The 21969-nt window shown below is 66.2% G+C and carries 21 protein-coding genes, 1 tRNA gene and 1 pseudogene; 6 read left to right on the top strand and 17 right to left on the bottom strand.

What is annotated here, in order from left to right:
• The first annotated feature begins 94 nt into the window (after positions 1-94).
• Positions 95-1207 (top strand): endonuclease/exonuclease/phosphatase family protein, encoded by a 1113-nt coding sequence (locus tag NLY37_RS12465; RefSeq protein WP_023741653.1) that lies wholly within the window; start codon positions 95-97, stop codon positions 1205-1207.
• Between the two features lie 5 nt (positions 1208-1212).
• Positions 1213-1932 (top strand): NUDIX hydrolase, encoded by a 720-nt coding sequence (locus tag NLY37_RS12460; RefSeq protein WP_023741652.1) that lies wholly within the window; start codon positions 1213-1215, stop codon positions 1930-1932.
• Here the strand turns inward: NLY37_RS12460 and NLY37_RS12455 are convergent.
• The 4 genes from NLY37_RS12455 to NLY37_RS12440 all read right to left on the bottom strand — a co-directional run bounded on the left by NLY37_RS12455 (position 1929) and on the right by NLY37_RS12440 (position 5509).
• Positions 1929-2171: a hypothetical protein gene (locus NLY37_RS12455; protein ID WP_023741651.1), complete on the bottom strand. Its 243-nt coding sequence runs from the start codon at positions 2169-2171 to the stop codon at positions 1929-1931. The two genes, NLY37_RS12460 and NLY37_RS12455, sit on opposite strands and share 4 nt — an antisense overlap.
• Positions 2172-2299: 128 nt before the next feature.
• Positions 2300-3517, bottom strand: a complete 1218-nt coding sequence (locus tag NLY37_RS12450) for an ABC transporter permease (RefSeq protein WP_023685173.1) — start codon at positions 3515-3517, stop codon at positions 2300-2302.
• Positions 3514-4218 carry an ABC transporter ATP-binding protein gene (locus tag NLY37_RS12445; RefSeq protein ID WP_023685174.1) on the bottom strand — a complete coding sequence of 235 codons (705 nt, stop codon included), beginning with the start codon at positions 4216-4218 and terminating at the stop codon, positions 3514-3516. The genes NLY37_RS12450 and NLY37_RS12445 overlap by 4 nt, the downstream gene beginning before the upstream one ends.
• Before the next feature lie 4 nt (positions 4219-4222).
• Positions 4223-5509 (bottom strand): efflux RND transporter periplasmic adaptor subunit, encoded by a 1287-nt coding sequence (locus tag NLY37_RS12440; RefSeq protein ID WP_023741650.1) that lies wholly within the window; start codon positions 5507-5509, stop codon positions 4223-4225.
• Positions 5510-5621: 112 nt separating this feature from the next.
• On the opposite strand from NLY37_RS12440, the gene NLY37_RS12435 reads away from it, so the two are divergent.
• The 3 genes from NLY37_RS12435 to NLY37_RS12425 all read left to right on the top strand — a co-directional run bounded on the left by NLY37_RS12435 (position 5622) and on the right by NLY37_RS12425 (position 6897).
• Positions 5622-6530 (top strand): PhzF family phenazine biosynthesis protein, encoded by a 909-nt coding sequence (locus NLY37_RS12435; RefSeq protein ID WP_023741649.1) that lies wholly within the window; start codon positions 5622-5624, stop codon positions 6528-6530.
• Between the two features lie 106 nt (positions 6531-6636).
• Positions 6637-6712, top strand: a tRNA-Lys gene (locus NLY37_RS12430).
• Between the two features lie 32 nt (positions 6713-6744).
• Positions 6745-6897: a hypothetical protein gene (locus NLY37_RS12425; RefSeq protein ID WP_023731248.1), complete on the top strand. Its 153-nt coding sequence runs from the start codon at positions 6745-6747 to the stop codon at positions 6895-6897.
• Here NLY37_RS12425 and NLY37_RS12420 read toward each other — a convergent pair.
• From NLY37_RS12420 to NLY37_RS12385, 8 genes are all read right to left on the bottom strand, one after another.
• Positions 6890-7162, bottom strand: coding sequence for a hypothetical protein (locus NLY37_RS12420; RefSeq protein ID WP_155924157.1), 273 nt, complete (start codon positions 7160-7162; stop codon positions 6890-6892). The genes NLY37_RS12425 and NLY37_RS12420 overlap by 8 nt on opposite strands.
• Positions 7163-7412: 250 nt before the next feature.
• Positions 7413-8423, bottom strand: a complete 1011-nt coding sequence (gene cobT / locus NLY37_RS12415) for a nicotinate-nucleotide--dimethylbenzimidazole phosphoribosyltransferase (protein ID WP_286442479.1) — start codon at positions 8421-8423, stop codon at positions 7413-7415.
• 24 nt (positions 8424-8447) lie between these two features.
• The gene (gene cobS, locus NLY37_RS12410) at positions 8448-9215 is read right to left on the bottom strand and encodes an adenosylcobinamide-GDP ribazoletransferase (protein ID WP_031246120.1); all 768 of its coding nucleotides are present in this window, start codon (positions 9213-9215) and stop codon (positions 8448-8450) included.
• Positions 9212-10525, bottom strand: coding sequence for a cobyrinic acid a,c-diamide synthase CobB (locus tag NLY37_RS12405; protein WP_023741646.1), 1314 nt, complete (start codon positions 10523-10525; stop codon positions 9212-9214). Before NLY37_RS12405 ends, cobS begins: the two co-directional genes overlap by 4 nt.
• Complete coding sequence (cobA, locus tag NLY37_RS12400; RefSeq protein WP_023741645.1) at positions 10522-11340, bottom strand: uroporphyrinogen-III C-methyltransferase; 819 nt, start codon at positions 11338-11340, stop codon at positions 10522-10524. Before cobA ends, NLY37_RS12405 begins: the two co-directional genes overlap by 4 nt.
• A complete protein-coding gene (cobM, locus tag NLY37_RS12395) occupies positions 11337-12101 on the bottom strand; it encodes a precorrin-4 C(11)-methyltransferase (protein WP_023741644.1) in 765 nt (254 codons plus the stop codon). The genes cobA and cobM overlap by 4 nt, the downstream gene beginning before the upstream one ends.
• Positions 12098-12484, bottom strand: coding sequence for a cobalamin biosynthesis protein (locus NLY37_RS12390; protein WP_023741643.1), 387 nt, complete (start codon positions 12482-12484; stop codon positions 12098-12100). Before NLY37_RS12390 ends, cobM begins: the two co-directional genes overlap by 4 nt.
• A complete protein-coding gene (locus NLY37_RS12385) occupies positions 12481-13707 on the bottom strand; it encodes a bifunctional cobalt-precorrin-7 (C(5))-methyltransferase/cobalt-precorrin-6B (C(15))-methyltransferase (RefSeq protein ID WP_023741642.1) in 1227 nt (408 codons plus the stop codon). The genes NLY37_RS12390 and NLY37_RS12385 overlap by 4 nt, the downstream gene beginning before the upstream one ends.
• A 154-nt stretch (positions 13708-13861) precedes the next feature.
• Between NLY37_RS12385 and NLY37_RS12380 the strand changes: the two genes are divergently transcribed.
• Positions 13862-14620, top strand: coding sequence for a cobalt-precorrin-6A reductase (locus tag NLY37_RS12380; protein ID WP_033003035.1), 759 nt, complete (start codon positions 13862-13864; stop codon positions 14618-14620).
• Here NLY37_RS12380 and NLY37_RS12375 read toward each other — a convergent pair.
• The 5 genes and pseudogenes from NLY37_RS12375 to cobN all read right to left on the bottom strand — a co-directional run bounded on the left by NLY37_RS12375 (position 14584) and on the right by cobN (position 21916).
• Complete coding sequence (locus NLY37_RS12375) at positions 14584-15348, bottom strand: precorrin-3B C(17)-methyltransferase (RefSeq protein ID WP_023741640.1); 765 nt, start codon at positions 15346-15348, stop codon at positions 14584-14586. The two genes, NLY37_RS12380 and NLY37_RS12375, sit on opposite strands and share 37 nt — an antisense overlap.
• On the bottom strand, positions 15345-16118 hold the full coding sequence (locus tag NLY37_RS12370; protein ID WP_031246117.1) for a precorrin-2 C(20)-methyltransferase: 774 nt from the start codon (positions 16116-16118) through the stop codon (positions 15345-15347). The genes NLY37_RS12375 and NLY37_RS12370 overlap by 4 nt, the downstream gene beginning before the upstream one ends.
• Positions 16115-16747, bottom strand: a complete 633-nt coding sequence (locus tag NLY37_RS12365) for a precorrin-8X methylmutase (protein ID WP_023746866.1) — start codon at positions 16745-16747, stop codon at positions 16115-16117. Before NLY37_RS12365 ends, NLY37_RS12370 begins: the two co-directional genes overlap by 4 nt.
• 2 nt (positions 16748-16749) lie before the next feature.
• Positions 16750-18239, bottom strand: a pseudogene (gene cobG, locus NLY37_RS12360) (precorrin-3B synthase).
• On the bottom strand, positions 18236-21916 hold the full coding sequence (cobN, locus tag NLY37_RS12355; protein ID WP_286442468.1) for a cobaltochelatase subunit CobN: 3681 nt from the start codon (positions 21914-21916) through the stop codon (positions 18236-18238). The pseudogene cobG and the gene cobN overlap by 4 nt, the downstream one beginning before the upstream one ends.
• Positions 21917-21969 lie beyond the last annotated feature (53 nt).

Raw genomic sequence — 21969 nt, 5'->3', positions numbered from 1 at the left:
CCTTTGCGTCTGAACGGAGGATGAACGGAAAGGTTCCATCCGCCATGACGAGCAGCCCTTGTTTTCATGGGCGCTTGCAGGCAAAGGTCAGCCCATGTCGCTGCGCCTCGCCACTTTCAATGTCGAAAACCTGATGAACAGGTTCGATTTCTCGGGCTTCCGCAACCAGCTCAACGAAGACCGCACGCTGGCGCTTTTCGACATCCAGAGCGAAGCCGAATACCGGATGCTGGAGCAGGCGCGCGCCATCGCGCAGTCCGACGATACGCGCCAGTTGACCGCGCTCGCCATCGCCGCCACCCGCGCGGACATCATCTGCATGCAGGAGGTTGACAACATCGAGGCGCTGAAGGCGTTCGAGTATGGCTATCTCTTCAAGATGGTGGGCGAGGGTTACCGGCAGAAATACACCACCGCCGGCAATGATTCGCGCGGCATCGACGTTGCCGTGATGATGCGCAACGAGACAGCGCAAGGTCAGCCGATCGAATTCGTGCGCATGACCAGCCATGCCTATGTCACGTTCGAGCAGTTCGGATTGCACACGCCTGAACTCGAGGCGCTCGGCAACCTGGCCAATGAACGCATCTTCCGGCGCGATTGCCTGGAGGTCGACATCAAGGTCGGCGGCGTGCCGCTGACGCTTTACCTCGTCCATTTCAAATCGATGGGCTCGCCGCGCAATGGGCTCGACGGCCGCGAGGCGACGATGCCGGTGCGCATCGCCGAGGCGCAAGCCGTGCGCCGCATCATCGAGGAGCGCTTCGGCAAAGAGCACGCAGCCGATAAAAACTGGGCGATCTGCGGCGACATGAACGACTACCGCCAGCGGGTGAAGATCGAGGGCGACGCCGTCGACGGCTACCGCTTCCAGGTGATCGACGAGAGCCAGTCCTGTATCGATGTGCTCACCGCCGACGGCTTTTGCGAGAATGTCGTCGAGCGGCGGCCGGAGATGGACCGCTGGAGTTTCTACCACACGCGCGGGCCGAAGGAGCGGCATCTGTGCCAGCTCGACTACATCCTGCTGTCGAAAGGGCTGGCGGCGAAGAATGCGACGGCGGTTCCCGACATCATCCGCAACGGCCAGCCCTGGCGCACCATCTTTCCGGCGGGACAGGCGGTGGAGCGCTTTCCGCGCGCCGGCTGGGACCGGCCGAAGGCGTCGGACCATTGTCCCGTCGCAATTACCCTGGACATGGCTTGAGCACGGTGAGCTTCGACCTGCCGCGCAACGTCATCCTGCCCGTCGACGAAATCGACGTCCGGCTCGACCCCGGCCCGCATCCGTTCGAGCGCGACAACGCGCAGGCGATCACTGACAACTGGCGGCGTGAGGTTACGGCCAATCCGGCGCTGTTCGACGGCACGGTGGTGCTGCTCTCGGCGCTCGCCTGGCGCGACAACCGGATCGTCGGGCGTTGTCACGCGGTGAAGTACTCGACCTTCCTGCTGTGGCGAAAGAACCGGCAGGGGACGGGCGCCGAGCATGCCTATGGTCACGCCATGCTGGTCGCCGGCGACAACGCCCTGGTGGCGATCCGCATGGGCGCGCACACGGTCGCGGCCGGCAGTGTCTACTTCGCTGCCGGCTCGTTCGAGCCGATCGATTTTCGCGATGGCCGCGTCGATGTCGATTTCAACATGATCCGTGAAGTGCGCGAGGAGACCGGGCTTGACCTGACAGGCGCTGCGCGCGGCAAGCGCTACCATGCGCTGTCGACTTCGACCGGCACGGTCCTCTTCCGCCGCTACCACGTCGATGCGCCGGCCGACGAGATTGCGCGGCGCATCGGGGCCTTCGTCGCGACCGAGACCGAGCCGGAGATCGAGGGGCCGGTGATCATCCGCCACGCCGCCGACCTGCCGGAAGGGCTGGCACCGCATATGAAGCCGCTGGTCGAGTGGCATTTTGGCGGTGGCGGGGGCTAACGGCGCGGATTGTTCTGCGCCGCCTTGCGGTCGTTGCGGGCGGCGACGAGGAACAGGATAACGCCGATGCCCAGCAATCCACCCATGACCATGCCCGTCGTCTGGCCGACGACTGCCTGAAAATCGGCGGTGACACGATCGGGATTGGCCATGCCGTAGCGGGCGAGATACCACCAAAGTCCCGCAAGGGCGCCTTCGATGATCACCATCGTCAGAATCAGCCGCGCCTTCTTGCTCATCGCAACTCCTTGGCTAGATGCTTTGCTCTAAATTAGCATCGCAGACCGGATGACAACAAGTATTGCCGATGTCGACAAGCACCCATCCTTGTGGATAGCGGTTGGTTGCGGTGGAGCTGATCTGGCGCTTATTCGTGGCGCAGCGCGTCGATCGGGTCGAGCCTGGCGCCGCGCAGCGCCGGGAAGAAGCCGAACACCATGCCGATCAGCGCCGAAAAACCGACGGCGAGCAGGATGACCGCCGGGCTCGGCGCAAACGGTATGGCCAGCGTTGCCGAGGCGAGGCCGGCCAGCGCCAGGCCGATCAGGATGCCGATAATGCCGCCGAGCAGCGACAGCACCGTCGCCTCGACCAGGAACTGGATGAGGATGTGCTTTTCATGCGCGCCGATGGCGAGCCTGATGCCGATCTCGCGGGTGCGCTCAGTGACCGAGACCAGCATGATGTTCATGATCCCGATGCCGCCGACCAGCAGGCTGACGCCCGCGACGGCGCCCAGCATGCCGGTCATGGTGGTGGTGGCGCTGGCCATGGCGTCGGCGATCTGGGTCATGTCGCGGATCGAGAAATCGTCTTCGCGGTCCGGCGTGATGCGGCGGGTGTCGCGCAAAATGTCCTCGACTCGCGGCTGCAATTCGGTGGTCGGGGTGCGGTCGTCGGCGGCGACGTAGATGTTGTCGATGTCGCGGTTGCCGGCGATGCGGCGCTGATAGGCGGCAAGCGGCATCAAGACGACATTGTCCTGGTCCTGGCCGAAGCCGGTATAGCCCTTGGGTTCGAGCAGGCCGATGATCTTGCACGAGGTGCGGTTGACGCGGATGATCTCGCCCTCGGGTTCGCCGGCGCCGAAGAATTGCTGGCGCACCGTCTCGCCGATCAGGCAGACGCCGGTGCCCGAGCGTGTCTCCGAATCGCTGAATGGGCGGCCCGACACCAGCTTCCAGTCGCGGGCGTCGAGATAGGCGCTGTCGGTGCCGGTGACGCCCGAGGTCAGGCTCTCGGTGCCGAAAATGACGCGGACTTGTTTCTGCGACGCCGGCGCAATGGCGCGCGCTCCGGTCAGGTGGGCTACGAGGGCGGCTACATCCTTGTCGGCCAGAGGCCGTACCGCCTGGTCGAGCCCGCCTGGTCCGCCGGTGCCTGCCGGGCGGCCGGAACGGACGACGAGCAGGTTCGAGCCGAGCTTGGCGATGTCCGACTTGACCTTGGCCGTGGTGCCCGAACCGATGGTCAGCATGGCGATGACGGCGGCGACACCGATGACGATGCCGAGCAGCGTCAGGAACGAGCGCAGCACATTGCGGCGGATGGAGCGCAGAGAGAGGCGGACGGTTTCCCAGATCATGACGCCAACTCCGACTTGGCCGTGTCGGACGCGACGTGGCCGTCGAGGAAGCGGATGGTGCGCTCGGCATAATCGGCGACATCGGCCTCGTGGGTGACCATGGCGATGGTCAAGCCGAGCTCCCGGTTCAGCCGCGTCAACAACTCCATGATCTCATGCGTGCGGGCGGTGTCGAGATTGCCGGTCGGCTCGTCGGCGACGAGCAGCGTCGGCCTGGTGACGATGGCGCGCGCGATCGCCACGCGCTGTTGCTGACCACCGGAGAGTTCGGCCGGCGTGTGATGTTCGCGCCCGACCAGGCCGACCTCCGCCAGCGCCTGCATGGCAAGATCGCGGCGCTCGCGGGCCGGCGCGCCGCGATAGATCAGCGGCAGCTCGACATTTTCCGCCGCCGTGGTGCGCGGCAACAGATTGTAACCCTGGAAGACGAAGCCGATATAGAGATTGCGCAGAAGCGCCCGGCGGTTGCGGTCGAGCCGCCCGGCGTCGATGCCCATGAAGGAGTAGGTTCCGGCCGTCGGCGTGTCGAGGCAACCGATGATGTTCATCGCGGTCGATTTGCCCGAACCGGACGGGCCCATGATGGCGACGAATTCGCCACGCTGGATGGCGAGGTCGACGCCGGCCAGCGCATGGACCTTGGCTTCGCCCTGGCCATAGCTCTTCCAGACCGTGTCGAAACCGATGAGGCCCGCGGCCATGGCGTCAGCTCCGCAGCTGCGAGGTCGTGATAACCTCTGCACCTTCATCCAGCCCGGAGGTGATCTCGGTCAGTTCGCCGTCGGTGGAGCCGATCTTGACGTTGACCGGGTGCGGCCGGCCGTTCTCCAGCACATAGAGCGTGCGTGAGCCGTCGGTGGGCGCCTTCACCGGCTGGCGGCGGTTGCCGCCACGGCTCATGCGGCCGGTGAACAGATCGCTGAGGCTCCACGCGCGCGCGGCCTGCTGCGCCGGGCGGTAGCGGAAAGCGGTGGACGGCACGGTGAGCACGCTCTTGGCCTGCCTGGTGACGACCGAAACCGTGGCGGTCATGCCGGGCCGCAGCAAAAGCTCGTTATTGTCGACTTCCAACCGTGCATTGTAGGTGACGACGCCGTCGGTGGTGACCGAGGCGTAGGAGATGTCGCGGATCTCGGCGTCGAACGGCCGCTCCGGAAAGGCATCGACGGTGAAGCGTGCATGCTGGCCTGGTTTGACCGCGCCGATATCGGCCTCGTCGACCGCCGCCACCAATTCCATGTTCCTCAAATCGGCGGCGATGATGAACAGAACCGGCGCCTGCAGCGAGGAGGCGACCGTCTGGCCGGGGTCGACGGAACGCGTCAAGACGATGCCGTCAATCGGCGCATAGATGGTGCTCTTGGCAAGGTCGGTCTGCTGCGCCTTGAGATCGGCCTGGGCGATGGCGAGATTGGCCTGCGCACTATCGAGCGCCGCCTTGGAGCGGTCGCGCGTGGCAGTCGCCGCCTCGAGCGACTGATCGGTCGCCATGCCACGCCTGGTCAGTTCGGCCGCGCGGGTGAGGGCGCTTTCGTTCTCCTTCAGGGTTACCGTGGCGTCCTCGACATTGGCGGCAGCGGCCTTGGCCGAGGCTTCGGCGCGTTCGATCTGGACCTCGAGTTTCACCGTGTCGAGCGTCGCCAGCACGTCGCCCTTCTTGACCTGCTGGTTCTCTTCGGCCGAGACCGAGCGGATGATACCGGACAGCTCGCTTGAAATGTCGACCTGGGTGAGGGGCTGCAGCGTGCCGGTCGCCGAAACCGCGACGGTGAGGTCGGCAATGGTAGCCGGCGTGGTGGTGTAGTCGATCTTGGCCGGGGAGCCGGCAAACCATTGGTAGCCAGCCAACCCGGCGGCAAGTGCGATCAGCGCCAGCAGCGCGTAAAGCCAGCCCCGGCGGCGCGTCTTGCGCACGCCGCTCTGATCAAGCCCGAGCGCCGCCTCGATGGCGGAATCCGATTCCGTCTTTGGCAGATTGACAAGCTGGTCCACGCCGGACCCCTATGAAAGCGTAATGTCCCTATAGGTGGACAGATCAGGCTTGGTGGTTCGAATATCAAATTAAATTTCGGCCATGTTCGGATTGAGGCGGAAGGTTTCCAAGATGCAGATGCGCAATTACTTGCTTTACGATGTGTTTACGACGGAACGGCTGGCCGGCAATCCGCTGGCCGTCGTGCTCGACAGCCAAGGGCTGGATACAGCCGCCATGCAGGCCATTGCGCGCGAGTTCAACCTGTCCGAATCGGTCTTCGTACTGCCGCCGGACAATCCAAAACATCGCAACCGCATCCGCATTTTCACGCCCGACTATGAGATGCCGTTCGCCGGACATCCGACAGTTGGCGCCGCGATCGCGCTGGCCGAACTGACAGGCGAGGGCGAAGCCGGCATCTTTGTGCTGGAGGAGAATATCGGCCCGGTGCGCTGCGCCGTCAGCCGGCACGATGGCGCCACCTTTGCCGAGTTCGACATGGCGAAGCTGCCGGAGCCGCTGAAGCTCGATGCCGACCCGGAGGCGATCGGCGCCGCCCTCGGGCTGGCGCCGCACGAGATCGGCTTCGAGAATCACCTGGTGTCGTTCTGGTCGGCAGGCGTGCCTTACGTCACCATTCCGGTTGCCAATCTGGAGGCTGCCGGCCGGATCAAGCTCGACAACCAGGCCTGGTCGGAACTGGCGCCGCGCAAGAGCGAATGGGCCTTCGCCAGCCCGTATGTCTATTGCCGCCAGACGGTGAACCATGACAGCGCCTTCCATGTCCGCATGATCGTGCCGGGCACGCCGTCCTATGAAGACCCGGCGACCGGGTCGGCGGCGGCGGCCTTTGCCGGCGCCATCATGCATTTCGATGCGCCCACCGACGGCATTTCGCAGCTGTGGATCGAGCAGGGGCTGGAGATGGGCCGCCCGTCACGTATCCGCTTGGAACTCACTGTCGAAGGCGGAAAACTGGCCTCCGCGCGCATCGGCGGCCATGCCATCAAGGTGGCGGAAGGCAGGCTGTTCGTGTGACCACCTGCGGCAGTTCAGCGATTTGTCGGGAAATGATTCCGGCAGGGCTGGACAGGACCGGTATCGGCGGCTATATGCCCGCCAACGCCGGTTTTACCGGTCGAGTGGGTGCGTAGCTCAGTTGGTAGAGCAGCTGACTCTTAATCAGCGGGTCCACAGTTCAATCCTGTGCGCACCCACCAAATTTCTAGAAAAGTTGGTGGAAGACCTTGGAATGCCGGACGCGTTGACGCGCCTCGACATGCCTCAATCATGGGGCAGGTTTGCCTTAAACTCGGCGGCCGGTAAGCCGGTGCGCTATTTGGCGAAGGAGGGAAGGCCGCGCTGGATTAAGAAAGGCCCGGAAGCCGAAGCCGCCATCAATTAAAGCCAGTTTGAAACCACGGACTGGTGTCATACCCTAAGCGCGGATTATAATGATCCAGGAAGTTTTCGGCCCTATTTGACGGTCGCGCAAACACGGTGCCTGTCGATTTGCAATCCGGTTTCGCGGTCGGCTTGCTGCCAGCCTTCTTATGAGCTGTAGAACACGAGGTTGTAGCCTGAGCGGTGGCCACCTTTTTCTTCTCTTTCGCAACAGCTGCTCCGGTAGCGGCCAATACTATTGCTACGCCAAAGACAACGAGTTTCATTGAAAACGCCCTCACCCTGCACAATCCGTAATGATTGCGCCTGGTCACCGTTACGTCAATCACATTTTGTCGGCAACGGCGGCGAATAGTGCCAGTAAAAAGAGCCCACCACAGAAGCAGCGGGCCAACCCCCAGGTGGGGAATCTTTCAGCGGCCGTGCTGTTCGAGCCACCAGCCCGGAATGCCAGTGATCGGCCCGACGATGGTCAGTGAAGGTTCGGGCCGGCGCCCTCCCGTCAAATCGCTCTAGCTACTTCTCCGAAACACCAGCCTCGGCAAAGCTCGCCATGCCCGTGTGGCACTCCAGCGCCGAGCGGACGATGTTGACGGCTAGGCAGGCGCCGGAGCCTTCGCCGAGCCGCATGCCGAGGTCGAGCAGCGGCGGCAGGCCGAGCGCTTCGAGCAGGCGGCGGTGGCCGGATTCGGCCGAGACATGGGCGGCGATGGTGTGGGCGAGGCCAGACGGGTGCAGCCGCGCCAAGGGCGCTGCCGCGGCCGTGCAGACGAAGCCATCGAGCAGCACCGGGACATTGTTGCGGCGGGCGGCGAGCGTGGCGCCGAAGGTGGCGGCGAGTTCTCGTCCGCCAAGGGCGGCGGCGATCTTCAGCGGGTCGGACAGCGCGTCGGCATGGCGCTTGAGGCCGGATTCAATGGCGGTGACCTTGCGCTTCAGGCCGGCATCGTCGACGCCGGTGCCGCGCCCGGTCCATTTTTCAGCGCCACCGCCGAACAGGGCGGTCGAAATGGCGGCCGCCGGCGTGGTGTTGCCGATGCCCATCTCGCCGAAACAGACGAGGTCGAGGTCGTTCGTCACCGCGTCATAGCCAGCCGAGACGGCGGCGAGGAACGTCTTTTCATCCATCGCCGGCACGTCGGTGAAATCGCCGGTCGGCTGATCGAGATCGAGCGGGATGACGTCGAGTTCCGCGCCGGCGATGCGGGCAAGCTGGTTGATGGCGGCGCCGCCGCCGGCAAAATTCGCCACCATCTGCACGGTCACTTCCGAGGGAAAGGCTGAAACGCCTTGCGCTGTCACACCGTGGTTGCCCGCGAACACGAAGACTTTGACGCGGTCGAGTTTCGGCATGTCGCGGCCCTGCCAGCGCGCCAGCCAGGCGGCGAGGGTTTCCAGCCGGCCCAGGCTGCCTTGCGGCTTCGTCAGCGTGTCCTGGCGGCGGGCGACGGCATTGGCGGCGGTATCGCTGCCGGCAGGCAGATCGAGACAGGCGGCGCGCAGTTCGTCGAATGATTTGAATGGCATGGGGAAGGAATCTCCGGGGAAGAATCAGGACAGGGAAACGGAAGCGACGAGCAGGACAGTGATCTCGCCTAGCTGCTGCAGGGCGCCGATCGTGTCGCCGGTGTGGCCGCCGATCTGGTTGAGGCAGAGCGCGCGCAAGGCGCTGAACACGAGAGCGAGCAGGGTCAGTGCGGCAAAGGCGCCGCCGAGCCCCAGGGTCAGAAGCGGGATGGCCCCGAGCACGGCGCCGAGAACAGCTGTCTGGGCCGAGACGGTCCCGGCGCCGGCAGACAGGCCGTCACTGCGCGCCGCCGGCGCCAGATGCATGAACGCGCCGAGCAGGCCGCGCGATGCTGCGTGGGCGGCGATCAGCGCGAAGAGCACGCTTGTCGGATTCGCCAGTTGCGACAGCGCGCTCCAGCGGATGAGCATCGACAGGCCAAGAGCTGCTGCGCCATAGGTGCCGATGCGGCTGTCGCGCATGATCTCCAGTTTTTTATCGCGCGTCTTGCCGCCGCCAAAACCGTCGGCGACATCCGACAGCCCGTCCTCATGCAGGCAACCGGTGGCGAGCAGGGTTGCTGCAAGCGCAAGGGCGGCCGCCGGCCCAGCGGCGAGGCCGAGCTTAATCCCGATAGCGTAGACGACAGCGCCGACCAAAGCGACGGCGAGGCCGGCGACAGGCGCGGCCCAGATCGCATCGGCCAGGCTGCGGCCGCGAAAGTCGAACACAGGCAATGGCAGCCGGGTGAAGAAGACAAGGCAAAGCGCGATGTCGTCGAGCGCTTGCCGGGGCGAGGGCACGGAGGTCATGCACTCCTCGCAATGGCGTGGAAGAAGGTGCCGCTGACATGGTCGCGCCGGTAGCCAGAGGCGCCGAGCGGATTGCCCTGGCCGTCGGCGAGGTCGGCCAGCGGCTCGTCATTGCCGGTGGCGATCATCTGCGCATAGTGGAATTCATGGCCGCGGATCAGCGCGCCTTGCGGCCCCAGCGGACAGGCGGCGCGCAGGCGTGCCTCGCGGTAGCCGAGGTTCATCTTGCGCTTGGCAAAGCTGGTGGAATGGCCGAGCAGGCCAAGCATGGCGTGCGTCTCGCCGGCCGCGTCCTCCAGCGCTTCGCCCAGCACCATGAAGCCACCGCACTCACCATGGATCGGCTTGGTCTCGGCAAACCTGGCCATGCCAGCTCGAAAATTGGTTGCGGCCGCGAGGCTGCCGGCGTGAAGCTCGGGATAGCCGCCGGGCAGCCAGCAGACATCGCAATCCTGCGCCGGTGCTTCGTCGGCGAGCGGCGAGAACGGCACGATCTCGGCGCCGGCCTGACGCCAGTGGGCGGCGACGTGCGGATAGAGGAAGGTGAAAGCGGCGTCTTCGGCGAGCGCGATTCGTTGGCCGGGCGGCTGCAAGGCATGTTCGAAACTGCCTGATGCCGGCGAAAACGGCGCGGCCAGCGCCATGATGGCGTCAAGGTCGAGGGATTTCTCGACCATGTCGGCGAGGCGGTCGAGATGCGTCATCAGGTCGGCATATTCGCCGGCCTGGACGAGGCCGAGATGGCGCTCCGGCAAATTGAGCGTGGGATCGCGCAGGATGGCGCCGACGACCGGCAGGCCGAGCGTTTCGATCGCCTCGCTGCACAGCTTGCGGTGGCGCTCGCTGCCGAGACGGTTGAGCACGATTCCGGCCATGCGCACATCCGGGTCGTAGGTGGCAAAACCCTTCGCGACGGCGGCCGCCGTCGTCGACTGTCCCGAGACGTCGAGCACCAAAAGCACCGGCAGGTGGTAGAGCCGCGCCAGATCGGCGGCCGAGCCGGTGCGGCCTTGTCCGGCCGGGATGCCGTCGAACAGGCCCATGGCGCTTTCGAGGAAGATAAAATCGGCGTCCTCGGTGGCATTGCCGGCCAACGCGTTGAGCAGGTCAGGCGACATCGCCCAGCTGTCCAGGTTGACGCCGGACAGGCCAGTGGCGGCGGTATGAAAACCCGGATCGATATAGTCGGGGCCGGACTTGGCGCCGCGCACCGTGATGCCGCGCCGGGCGAGCGCGCGCAAAATGCCGATGGTGACGCTGGTCTTGCCGGAGCCGGAACGCGGCGCGCCGATGATGATGGCGCGGGTCATGCGTTACCCGCCAGTGCCGCGCGCATGGCGACGATGCCGCCGACGACAATGAGGGCCGGCGAGGCCAATTCCGCCGCGGCGGCCGCTTCGGAAATGGTGGCGAGTGTCGCGACGACGGTCCGCTCCTGCGGTGTCGTCGCCGAAACGATGACAGCCGCCGGCGTCGACGGCGCCAGCCCGCCTTCGAGCAGCGACGCGGCGATAACAGGCAGATTGGCCATGCCCATATAGATGACCACCGGCTGGCCGGTGCGGGCGATCGCGCCCCAGTCGAGATCGTCATCTGTGCCGGCGGCATGACCTGTCGCCAGGATGATCGCCTTGTTGATGCCGCGCATGGTTGCGGGAATGCCGGTGGCGGCCAGCGCGCTCAGCCCCGATGTCAGGCCGGGCATGACGCGGAAAGGGATTTTTTCGCGCGCCAGCGCCAGCGCCTCTTCGCCGCCGCGGCCGAAAATATAGGGATCGCCGCCCTTCAGCCGGACGACGCGGCGGCCCTCGCGCGCCAGCCGCACCAGCAGAGCGGTGATGTCGTCCTGCTTCATCGACGGCTTGCCGCCGCGTTTTCCGGCAAAGAACAGCTCGGCCTTGTCTGCGACGGCGACGACATCGGGCGAAACCAGCGCGTCGTAGACCACAGCATCGGCCTCGGCCAAGGCCGCCAGCACTTCCAGCGTCAGGCAGCCGGGGTCGCCGGGGCCGGCGCCGGCCAGCCAGACATGGCCCGCCTCAAGCGCACGCGGCTTGAAGTTCAGCCGGGCAAGCGCCTGTTCGAGCGTGGCGTTTTCGCCGTTGTTCCTGGTGTGGCCGCTCACAATCCATCCCGTCCGCGAAAACGCCGCTGGTAGTGGGCGTCGTATAATGAACTTTCGCCAAACCCTTCCGCTGCCAGCGAGCGCCCGACGAAGATGATCGCCGTGCGCTCCATCGGATCGGCGGCGAGCAGCGCCTCGATGGTCGCCAGCGTGCCGGTCAGCACGCGTTCGTCCGGCCACGAGGCGCGAAAGACGATCGCCACCGGGCAATCACCGCCATAATGCGGCGTCAATTCGGCAACGACGCGGTCGATGGCGTGGATGGCCAGATGAATGGCGAGCGTCGCACCGGTGCGACCGAACCCGGCCAGCGTTTCGCCGGGCGGCATTTTGGACGCGCGGCCGGAGACACGGGTCAGCACCAGGCTTTGCGCCACCTCGGGAATGGTCAGTTCGCGGCGAAGCGCGGCGGCAGCGGCGGCGAAGGAGGGAACGCCCGGCGTCAGCGTATAGGGGATACCATGCTTTTCCAGCCGGCGGATCTGCTCGGCCACGGCGCTCCACACCGAGAGGTCGCCGGAATGCAGGCGGGCGACATCGTGGCCGGCCTGGTGGGCTGTCACATATTCGACCTCGATTTCGTCGAGTGACATCGGCGCCGTATCGATCAGTTTGGTCCCCGGTGCGCAGTGTTGCAGCAATTCCGGCGCGACGATCGAGCCGGCATGCAGACAGACCGGGCAGCTTGCCAGCAGCTTGGCGCCGCGCAGTGTCATGAGGTCGGCGGCACCGGGACCGGCGCCGATGAAATGCACGGTCATGGCGCGTCTCCGCTGATGGCGATGGCGCAGGTGACCGGGCCGAGCACGGTGCGTGGACCAAGCAGCTTTGCACCGGGGCCGGCAACGGCAAGGGCGGAGGCTTCTGAGACGGAGGGTGTGCCGGCGAGGTCTTGCGAGAGATCGGATTTGCTGAGTGCCTCCGACGAGACGGCCTGAAGTGCTGCGTCATCAACGATGATGACGGGAAGGTTGAGCGGGCGGCCAGCGGCAGAGATCGCTTCTTCGTCTTTCTTGAGCGCGGCGGTCGCCAAGGCCGACAGCGCCGTTATCGCCAGCCCGTGCGCTTCGAGGGCGGTTTCGATCGCCGCGAGCACGTCTTCGATGCTCACGCCCTTCCGGCTGCCGATGCCCGCCACCATCATGGCTTCACCCAGCTCCACTGGGTGACCGGCATGGCCGGGCGCCAGGCCTGCATCGAACCGACAGGAGAAGCGCGGGAAATGGTGATGCGGGTAAGGTCGCCGCCGCGCTTGATGTGCTCCGCGAGAAGCAGCGCCTCCATCTCCAGCGTCACCGCATTGGCAACGAGACGGCCACGGGATGGCAGCGCCTTGATGGCGGCGTTCAGCACGCCGGTATCGCTACCACCACCGCCAATGAAGATCGCGTCCGGTATGGCCAACCCGGCAAGCGCCTTGGGTGCCGACCCTTCCACAACGACAAGACCGGGCACACCGCAATGCGCGGCGTTGCGGACGATGCAGGCGGCGCGGTCGCTGTTGGCCTCGATGGCGATGGCGCGCATCGAGGGGTGAGCGAGCATCCATTCGATGCCGATGGAGCCGGAACCGGCGCCGATGTCCCACAGCAATTCGCCACGCCTCGGCGCCAGCGCCGCAAGCGTCATGGCGCGGATGTCGTGCTTGGTGATCTGGCCGTCGTGCTCGAACAGATGGTCGGCACGGCCAACGGTCAGTGGCAGGATGCGGGCCTCTTGTGTCGATTCAAGCTCAAGCGCCAGCACGTTGAGGGGATTGATGTCTCTGAGATCGAAAGCGTCGGCACGTGCCGAGCGAAGCTTCTCGTTCGGTCCGCCCAGCGCTTCCAGAACGGTCAGCCGCGAACCGCCGAAGTCGAGTTCGACGAGCAGGCGCGCTATTGTCGCTGGTGCGTCGCCGTCCGATGTCAGCGCCAGGATGCGCGCCCTGGGATGCAGCAGCGGCCGGATCAGATCGAGTGGGCGGCCATGCAGCGAGATCACTTCGATGTCCTGCAACGCCCAGCCGAGCCGTGCGGCGGCCAGCGAAGTCGCTGACGGCGCGGGGATGACATGCATCTCTTCAGGCTTGACCTTGCGGGCAAGGGTGGCGCCGACGCCGTGGAAGAATGGATCACCGGAGGCGAGCACGCAGACGCGCCGGCCGGCCAGCGCCAGCACGTCTGCCATGCCGGCATCGAAGGGCACCGGCCATGGGCGCTGCTCACCCTTGATGAGCGAAGCCACCAGCGCCAGATGCCGCTTGCCGCCGAAGACGGTCTCGGCGTCAGCGATCTGCCGCTTGGCCTCGTCGCCGAGACTCGCTAAACCGTCCTCGCCGATGCCGACGATTGTAAGCCATTTTGGCGTGGGCTGTTTTTTTGACATGTCGCGCCGCCCCTCATCCGCCTGCCGGCACCTTCTCCCCGTGTAGTGACGGGGAGAAGGGAGAAGCTCCGGCGCTGACGCCTCCCTCTCCCCGTTCTTCACGGGGAGAGGGTAGGGGTGAGGGGCAGCGCCGACGCTGTTCAACATGGTGCTCATGAAGAAGATTCTGATCCTTGGCGGCACGACAGAAGCGCGCCAATTGGCCGAAAAACTGGTGGAAGATTTCCGTGTCACCCTGTCGCTGGCCGGCCGCACCGAAAGCCCGGTCGCGCAAGGCGTGCCGGTGCGCAGCGGCGGATTTGGCGGCAGTGAAGGGTTGGCCGCCTATCTCAAGGAGACGCGAACCGATCTGCTGATCGACGCGACGCATCCCTATGCCGCGCGAATTTCCGCCAATGCGGCGCAAGTCGCGCGCCTGACCGGCGTGCCGATCCTTGCTTTGCGCCGCCCCGGCTGGGAGCCTGTCGATGGCGACCGCTGGACGCATGTCGATACGACAGGCGATGCGGTGCACGCGCTTGGATCGACGCCGCGCCGCGCCTTCCTGGCGCTCGGCCGGCAGGAGGTTGCGGCTTTCGAGGCGGGGCCGCAGCATCATTACCTTGTTCGCAGCGTCGATCCGGTCGAGCCGAAACTGGCGGTGCCGGATGCGGCCTACCTGCTGGCGCGCGGGCCGTTCCGCGAGCCGGATGAACACGCACTGCTCGAGGAGCACCGCATCGATGTCGTCGTATCCAAGAACAGCGGCGGCGAGGCCACCTACGGCAAGATCGCCGCGGCGCGGGCGCTCGGTATCGAGGTGGTGATGGTGCGCAGGCCCAACCTGCCGGAGGTGCCGTCGGCCGAAACTGTCGAAGCATTGGCCGCGATGATCGATCATGGTCTCGACCCCGTCGCGGAGCGCGGCGTGTAGACCAGCGCCGGTTTGTCGCCGCGCTTGATGATCCGTGTTTCCGGCGAACCGATGATGATGCAGGTCGCCATGTCGGCCTTTTCCGCCTCGACATCGGCCAGCAGGAACACCTCTATGCGCTCGTCCGGGCGACCGGCGGCGCGGCCGAAGATGACCGGCGTGGTGCCGGGCAGGATGGCGCGCAGACATTCGAAGGCGCGGCCGAGCTGCCAAGGGCGCGCCTTGCTGATCGGGTTATAGAGCGCGATGACGAAGCCGGCGCCGGCCGCCGCCAAAAGGCGCAGCTCGATCAGATCCCACGGTTTGAGATTGTCGGACAGCGAGATGGCGCAGAAATCATGGCCGAGTGGCGCGCCGATGCGGGCGGCAACCGCCAGCATGGCAGTGACGCCGGGCACGACAGTGACATCGACGGTGCGCCATTCGGCCGGACCGGCCTCGATCGCCTCGCAGACGGCGGCCGCCATGGCGAACACGCCGGGATCGCCGCCGGAGACGACGGCGACGTCATGGCCGTCCGCCGCCTTTACCAGCGCGTCCTTGGAGCGGGCGAGTTCCTCGCGATTATCCGAGGCGACGCGGGTTTGATCCGGGCGAAGATCAAGCCGGTCGAGATACGGCTTGTAGCCATAGAAGAACTTTGCCTCGGCGACGGCGCGGCTGGCTTGCGGCGTCACCTGGTCGGCATTGCCGGGCCCAAGGCCGATGACGGTGAGCCGGCCGCTCACGGCGTGCCTCCCATAACGCCAGGCCGGCCGGACCAGCCGGCGACCAGCACGATGGCGAAATAGGGGGCCTTGTCGTCCGGCTTGTCGGCGAGCTTCAACGAAACGCTGCCGGCCATGGTGCCGCGCTCGACATAGACGGCGCGGGCGAGCTTGCCGGTGGCCTCCAGCGCCCGCCTGATCTTGGGCAGGTTGCGGCCGACCTTCATGATGACGGCGGCATCGGTGTCGGCGAGACGGCGTGTCAGTTCGAATTCGCTCATCGTGCCGGGCAAAACCGTCAGCACATCGTCGCCCTGGACGATCGGCACGCCGGTCTGCGACCAGCAGCCCGACATGGCGGTGACGCCGGGGATGACTTCGGTCGGGAAGCGATGGGCGAGGCGGACATGCAGGTGCATGTAGGAGCCGTAGAACAGCGGGTCGCCTTCGGAGAGCACGGCGACCATGCGGCCGGCTTCGAGGTGTTCGGCGACCTTCTCGGCCGACTCCTCGTAGAAATCGGTGATCAGCGAACGGTAGTCGTCGTGATCCTTGTCGATCTCGGTGGTGACGGGGTAGAGCAGCGGCAGTTCCAGCATATCGGGCCGGAAGCGCGCCTCGACGATGGCGCGCGCATTGCTGTTGTTGCCGCGCTTGGCGAAGTAGGCGACGACATCGGCCTCGGCCAGAACGCGCGCGGCCTTCAGCGTCAGCAGCTCGGGGTCGCCAGGCCCCGTGCCGACGCCGACAAGACGGCCTTTTGCCAGATCTTCTTTGACGGCTGCGTTCACAGGCCGGGCCTCGCCAGCGAATTGAGGGCGGCTGCAGTCATGGCGCTGCCGCCAAGCCTGCCGCGCACGATGGCGTAGGGCACGCCGTAGGAGTTTTCAGCCAGCGCATCCTTGGATTCGGCGGCACCGACGAAGCCGACCGGCATGCCGATGATGGCGGCCGGTTTCGGCGCGCCATCGCGCAGCTTTTCCAGGAGATAGAAGAGCGCTGTCGGCGCATTGCCGATGGCCACGACCGAACCGGCCATGCGTTCGCCCCAGAGGTCGATCGCGGCGGCCGAGCGGGTGTTGCCGATCTGCTTGGCGATGTCGTGCGTGCGCGGGTCGCGCAAGGTGCAGATCACCTCATTGCCGGCCGGCAGCCTGGCGCGGGTGACGCCATGCGAGACCATTTCGGCATCGCAGAAGATCGGTGCGCCGGCCGCCAAAGCGCTGCGGGCGGCGGCGACGAAATCGCTGGAGAAGACAAAATGACTTGATGCTTCGACCTGGCCGCAGGCATGGATCATGCGGATGGCGACGTCGGCTTCCGCCTCGGAGAACCGGGACAGGTCGGCCTCGGCGCGGATGATGGCGAAGGAACGTTCATAGATCGCGTTGCCGTCATGGATGTAGTCGTAGGCGGCCATGCTCATTTCCGTTGTTCAATTTGTCGGTAAGCCTTGGCGATTGCCGCCGGTCCGAGCCTTGTCAGGCAGGCGGCGGCGGTTTCACCTGGATATCGAGCGCTGCGGACCATCGCTGCGACGCGACCGATGCCGCGCGCGGCGTCATAGCCCGGCCTGTAGCCCGCAGGAAGGCCCTTTGCCGTCGCGTTCACGACAAGTCCGGCTCCGTTTTCGCCGCCGACGATTGTTAGCGCGGCAGAGCCGGGGTGAGCGCAGCCCTTGGCGCAGCCGGAAATGTGCAGTGTGAAGTCGAGGATATCAGCGTTTTCGGCGGCGATTGTCTCGGCAATATCGCGCGTGGCGATGCGGCCGGATGCGCAGGCAGGAGTGCCGGGGCAGGCGGCGATGCGGGTGCGCGGGTCGGCGGCGGTGGTGACGAAGCCGAGCGCGGCGGCGGTGGCTCGCAGGGGGTGGTTTGCGGACGACGGTTGGCCGAGGAACAGCAAGGCGCGGCCGGGGGCGAGGCGGATTTCGGCGACGCCGAGGGACAGGGCGCTTTGGGCGAGGGCGATGAGTTTTTCGGCCGGCATGCTGCCATAGGGGAGGGCTATGCCGAGAGCGGTGGTGTCGTTGGATAAGGGGAAAAGACCGATAGGCCGGCGATCCTGCACACCCCCCTCCGTCCTGCCGGACATCTCCCCCTCAAGGGGGGAGATCGGCAGCTTCGACGCCGGCTTTTCCTTAACAACACCGGAGATTAGTGAAATCATCGGTGAAAGCGTAATCTCCCCCTTGAGGGGGAGATGTCCGGCAGGACAGAGGGGGGCGCCTCGCGCAAACTTGTCAAACATAGCCAATCGGCAAGAGATGCCAATTGCCTCTCAGACAAATCCTTTGCATGGGCGTCGCGGCCCTTCTCTGCAACCATTCGAAGAGCAGCGACAGTGATATCGCGCGCTGCATCGTCCCCAACCGTCGCAAGCAGTCTCGCGCTTTGGCCGTCAACAGCGACAGATACAGTCCACAGAACGCTAGCGCTGAATAGCACCGCCTTCAGCCTGACATCGGCCGTCACCCCATCCATCGTCAGCTGCCCGCCACCATCGACAACCACCGACACCTTCGGTCCGAGCCTTGGCGTCAGCCCAGCTTCCTCGACCGCAGCCCTGATCCGCTCAGCCAAAGCTCGCGGATCGGCAATCTCCCGCGGATCGATGCCGGCCAGCGGCCCGGTCTCGACCGGCACGCCGGTACGCACTGCAATCCCCAGTGCATCGACCTCCGCCGCCAACAGCACGGCACTTTCCGCCGTCAGGCCGCGTATCTGCAGGCTGCCTCGTGCGGTCACTTCCATGATGCCGTTGCCGCGCTTCAAGGCGGATTCGCAGAGTCCGATCAGCGACTTGGGGGAAAGCCCTCCAGCAACCGGGTTGAGCCGCACCAGCAGGCCATCGCCGGTCTGCATCGGCGCCGAGAGAGCCGGACAGGCGCCGCGGCGCGAGAAGGCGTTCATGCCGCGACCCCGAGCGCCTCGGCCTCGGCGATCAACGCCGCGAGATCGTCGTCGATCGCGTTGCGCAAGGGATGCCAGAGACCGCGCCGGCGCGCCGACAGGAAGCGCTCGGCGATGACTTTGGCAGCGGCCGGATTTTCACGCAGGATGAAGGCGCGGACATCGGGATCGCCGACATAGGCGTCATGTACAGCCTCGATCAACGCGCCCGAAATGGCGTGCGTGGTTTCGGCAAAGCCGATGAGGCGGTCGACGGTTTCGGCAAACTCGGAAGCGCCGCGCGGACCATGCCGCATCTGGCCGGCTATAAAGCGCGCATTAACGGCGCGGGCGCGCACCACGCGCGACACAGCCTCGCCGACCGAGCGCGGCTTGGGCTTCTGCGGATCCGTGGTGTCGAGCACGATCACGTCGGCATTGCGGCCCAGTGCCGCCAGCGCCGCCGAAAAACCGCCGATGAAAGCGACGTCGGCGGAGCCTTCAAGTATATCGCGGCCGGGGTCGTCACCGGTGTGGACGAGCAGATCGGCCTCGGCGATGCGGGTCTCGAAAGCGCCGGGGGAGGCAATGCCTTCGCCCTCGGCGCCGCCATAGGCATGCGATGTCGCATCGAGATAGGCGCGGCCGATTTCTTCGCGCCCGACCCAGTCGCCGCTGGACAGCAGGTCCTCGACGCCGGCGCCGTAGGTGCCGGGCGAGGTGCCGAAGATGCGCGGGCCGATCTTGCCATCGGCACGGGTTCTGGCGGCGAGCGGGTTTTCCGAATCGTCCTCGTCGCGCGCGGCAACGGCGTTGGCGGCGGCGTCGATCAGCGCGATCTGGGTCGGGAACATGTCGCGGAACAGACCCGAAATCCGCCAGGTGACATCGACGCGCGGGCGACCGAGCGTGGCCGGCGGCAGCACTTCGATGCCGGTGATGCGGCCGGTGGCCGAATCCCATTGCGGCCGGCAGCCCATCAGCGCCAGGCCTTGCGCGATCTGCTCGCCGCCGGTGCGCAGCGAGGCCGAGCCCCAGAGGTCGATGACCAGCGAGCGCGGCCAGTCGCCATGCGACTGCATATAGCCGCGCACGACTTCTTCTGCCGCCGCCTTTCCCAGATCGTAGGCGGTCGGCGTCGGCATGGTGCGCGGGTCGGAGGTGAACAGGTTGCGGCCGGTGGGCAGCACGTCGGAGCGGCCACGCGCCGGTGCGCCCGCCGGACCCGCCTTGATGTGACGGCCGTCGAGCGCGGCAAGAAGTGCTGCTTTCTCGGCCTCCGCGCTTTGCACGCGCATGGCGTCGGGCTCGTCGTCGGGAGCGCGGCCATAGATGTGCAGGCCGTCCTTGATGGCGAAATCCTTGAGGTCGCAGAGCCAGGCGTCGATGCGGCGCAGCGCCTCGTCGGGCGCGTCGGTTTTGGCGACGCCGGCTTCGGAGGCGAGGCCGGTCTTTTGCGCGGTGTCGACGATCAGCTTGGCCAGACGATCGCGCCGGCGGCGGTCGAGGCCGTCGGCCTGGGCGTATTCGTCGACGAGGCGCTCGAGCTTGTGCTGCTCTTCATCAAGGCCAGCAGCTGCCAGTGGTGGCGGCAGATGGCCTAGCGTGACGGCTGCTATGCGCCGCTTGGCTTGCGCCGCCTCGCCGGGATTGGAGACGATGAAGGGATAGATGACGGGCAGCGAGCCGGTGGCGATCTCGGGGAAGCAGTTTTGTGAGAGCGCAACCGTCTTGCCGGGCAGCCATTCCAGCGTGCCATGGGCGCCGACATGGATGAGAGCATGGATGCGGAGCGATTTGCGCAGCCACAGGCCGAAGGCCAGCAGATCGTGGCGCGGCGGCAGCGTCGGGTCGTGGTAATCGGCGCGCCGGTCGGCCGAGCGGCCACGGTCGGGGGCGAGAGCGACAGTGATGTTGCCGAAGGTGGCGGCGCGGAAGGGGAAGCCGCTCTTACCCTCCCCCTTGTGGGGAGGGTGGCCCGCAGGGCCGGGTGGGGGTGGTGCACCGCTACCCCCACCCCGTTTCGCGCCATCCGCTTCGCGAATGTCGCGAACCGACCCTCCCCACAAGGGGGAGGGTGAAGGAGCGCCCCATGCCGCCTCGACTGCAGCCAGTGCATCAGCCGGCAAATCCTTTGAGAAGTCCAGATACTCATCCAGCCCCAGCCCACCATCGCTCCGCTCCAACGCGTCCAGCAGCGCACGCGGCGTTTGCGGAATCCCTTCAACGTCGTAGCCCTGCTCCTTCAGGTCATGCAGCATGGCCAGCACGCTGGACGGCACATCCAGGCCCACGGCATAGCCAGTGCGGCCGGGCGCACTCGGATAATCCGGAATGAGGATCGCCAACTTACGCGTCGCGCGGGGCGTCTGCTGCAACCGTGTGAACGCCGCTAGCCTGTCCGCCACTTGCGCCACGCGATCCGGTTCCGGCCGGTTGGCGAAGGCGCGGTGGCCGAGCGCCGGGTCGGTCTCGCTCTCGCCCTTGAAGGAAATCGCGCCGGCGAGGATGCGGCCGTCGAGTTCGGGCAGCACGACATGCATGGCGAGGTCGGCGGGCGCCAGGCCGCGCTGGTTGTTGTCCCAGACGTCGCGGCGGGTGGTGGCGACGATGACCTGTAAGACCGGCACGCCGGCGCGGTCGAAGAGCGTTTCGACGCCGGGTTCGGCACCGGAAGCGAAGGCCGTTGCGGTGATGATGGCGGTGGGCTTGAGCGTGGCCAGCGCGGTTCCGACGAAGGCCAGGGAGGTCGGGTCTTTGAGGCTGGAGACGAAGATCGGGATCGGTCTCATGCCGCGCTGGCGGAGTGCATCAAAGAGGGCATCGATTGGCGCGACATCGGCGGCCAGCAGCATCGAGCGGTAGAATAGGATGGGGATGATGGGAAGGTTGATGTTGTCTGCGCCGAGTTCCCGCCCACCCCCCTCTGTCCTGCCGGACATCTCCCCCGCAAGGGGGGAGATTGCGCTGTCATCGACGCTTTCGCCAATCGGGGATGTTGCAGAGGAATCTATTATCGACTGGGCAGAAAAAGTGCCGAGGTCCGCGCCGGCTGATCTCCCCCCTTGCGGGGGAGATGTCCGGCAGGACAGAGGGGGGTGTGAAGGAACGCCGACATCGGCCAAATCCAACTTGCTTACGACGCCGCGGCCTGGCTCGTAGTAGCCAGCTTTCGGCACGCTGACCGGCTCTGCAACCGCCGCATCCGACCCAGCCAACCCCGCCAGCCGCTGCATCAGCGCTGCCATATTCTCCGGCCCGCCCTCGCGGAAATAGCCCAGCAGGCCGTCCAGCTCCTCGCGCGGCAGCGTCGAGGCTTCGATCAGCCTGAGATCCTCGTCGTGGCTCTCGCCCGGCAGCAGCGCCAGCTTGATGCCGTTCGCACGGGCAGTCGCGGCAAGCTGGTCGCAGCCATAGCGCCACCAGTCGTAGCCGCCGAGGATGCGCACCAAAATCACCTTGGCGTGGCGGGCGACGCTGTCGATCCAGAGGTCCACGGACATGGGATGGCGCAGGTCGCGCAGCGCCGCCAGCCGCATCGACGGCAGGCGGACGGCATCGGCCGTCCAGGCCGCCGCGAGGCCGGCGAGGTCGCTGTCGGTGAAGGACAGCGCCACGATATCCGCCGGCGTCTGCCGGAGATCAACTGGCTCGGCGAGATCGTCGAGCGAGGCGGAGGTCCTGGCGAGTATGTGCATCGCGGCTTAGTGCGTTTCACCGTTTCACGGAACGGCGAACCGCTCTATCTCCT

The organism is Mesorhizobium sp. C395A (assembly GCF_030323205.1).
Lineage (GTDB): Bacteria > Pseudomonadota > Alphaproteobacteria > Rhizobiales > Rhizobiaceae > Mesorhizobium.
Note: the sequence above shows the minus strand (reverse complement) of the source record. Positions and strands in the feature narration are given on the sequence as shown.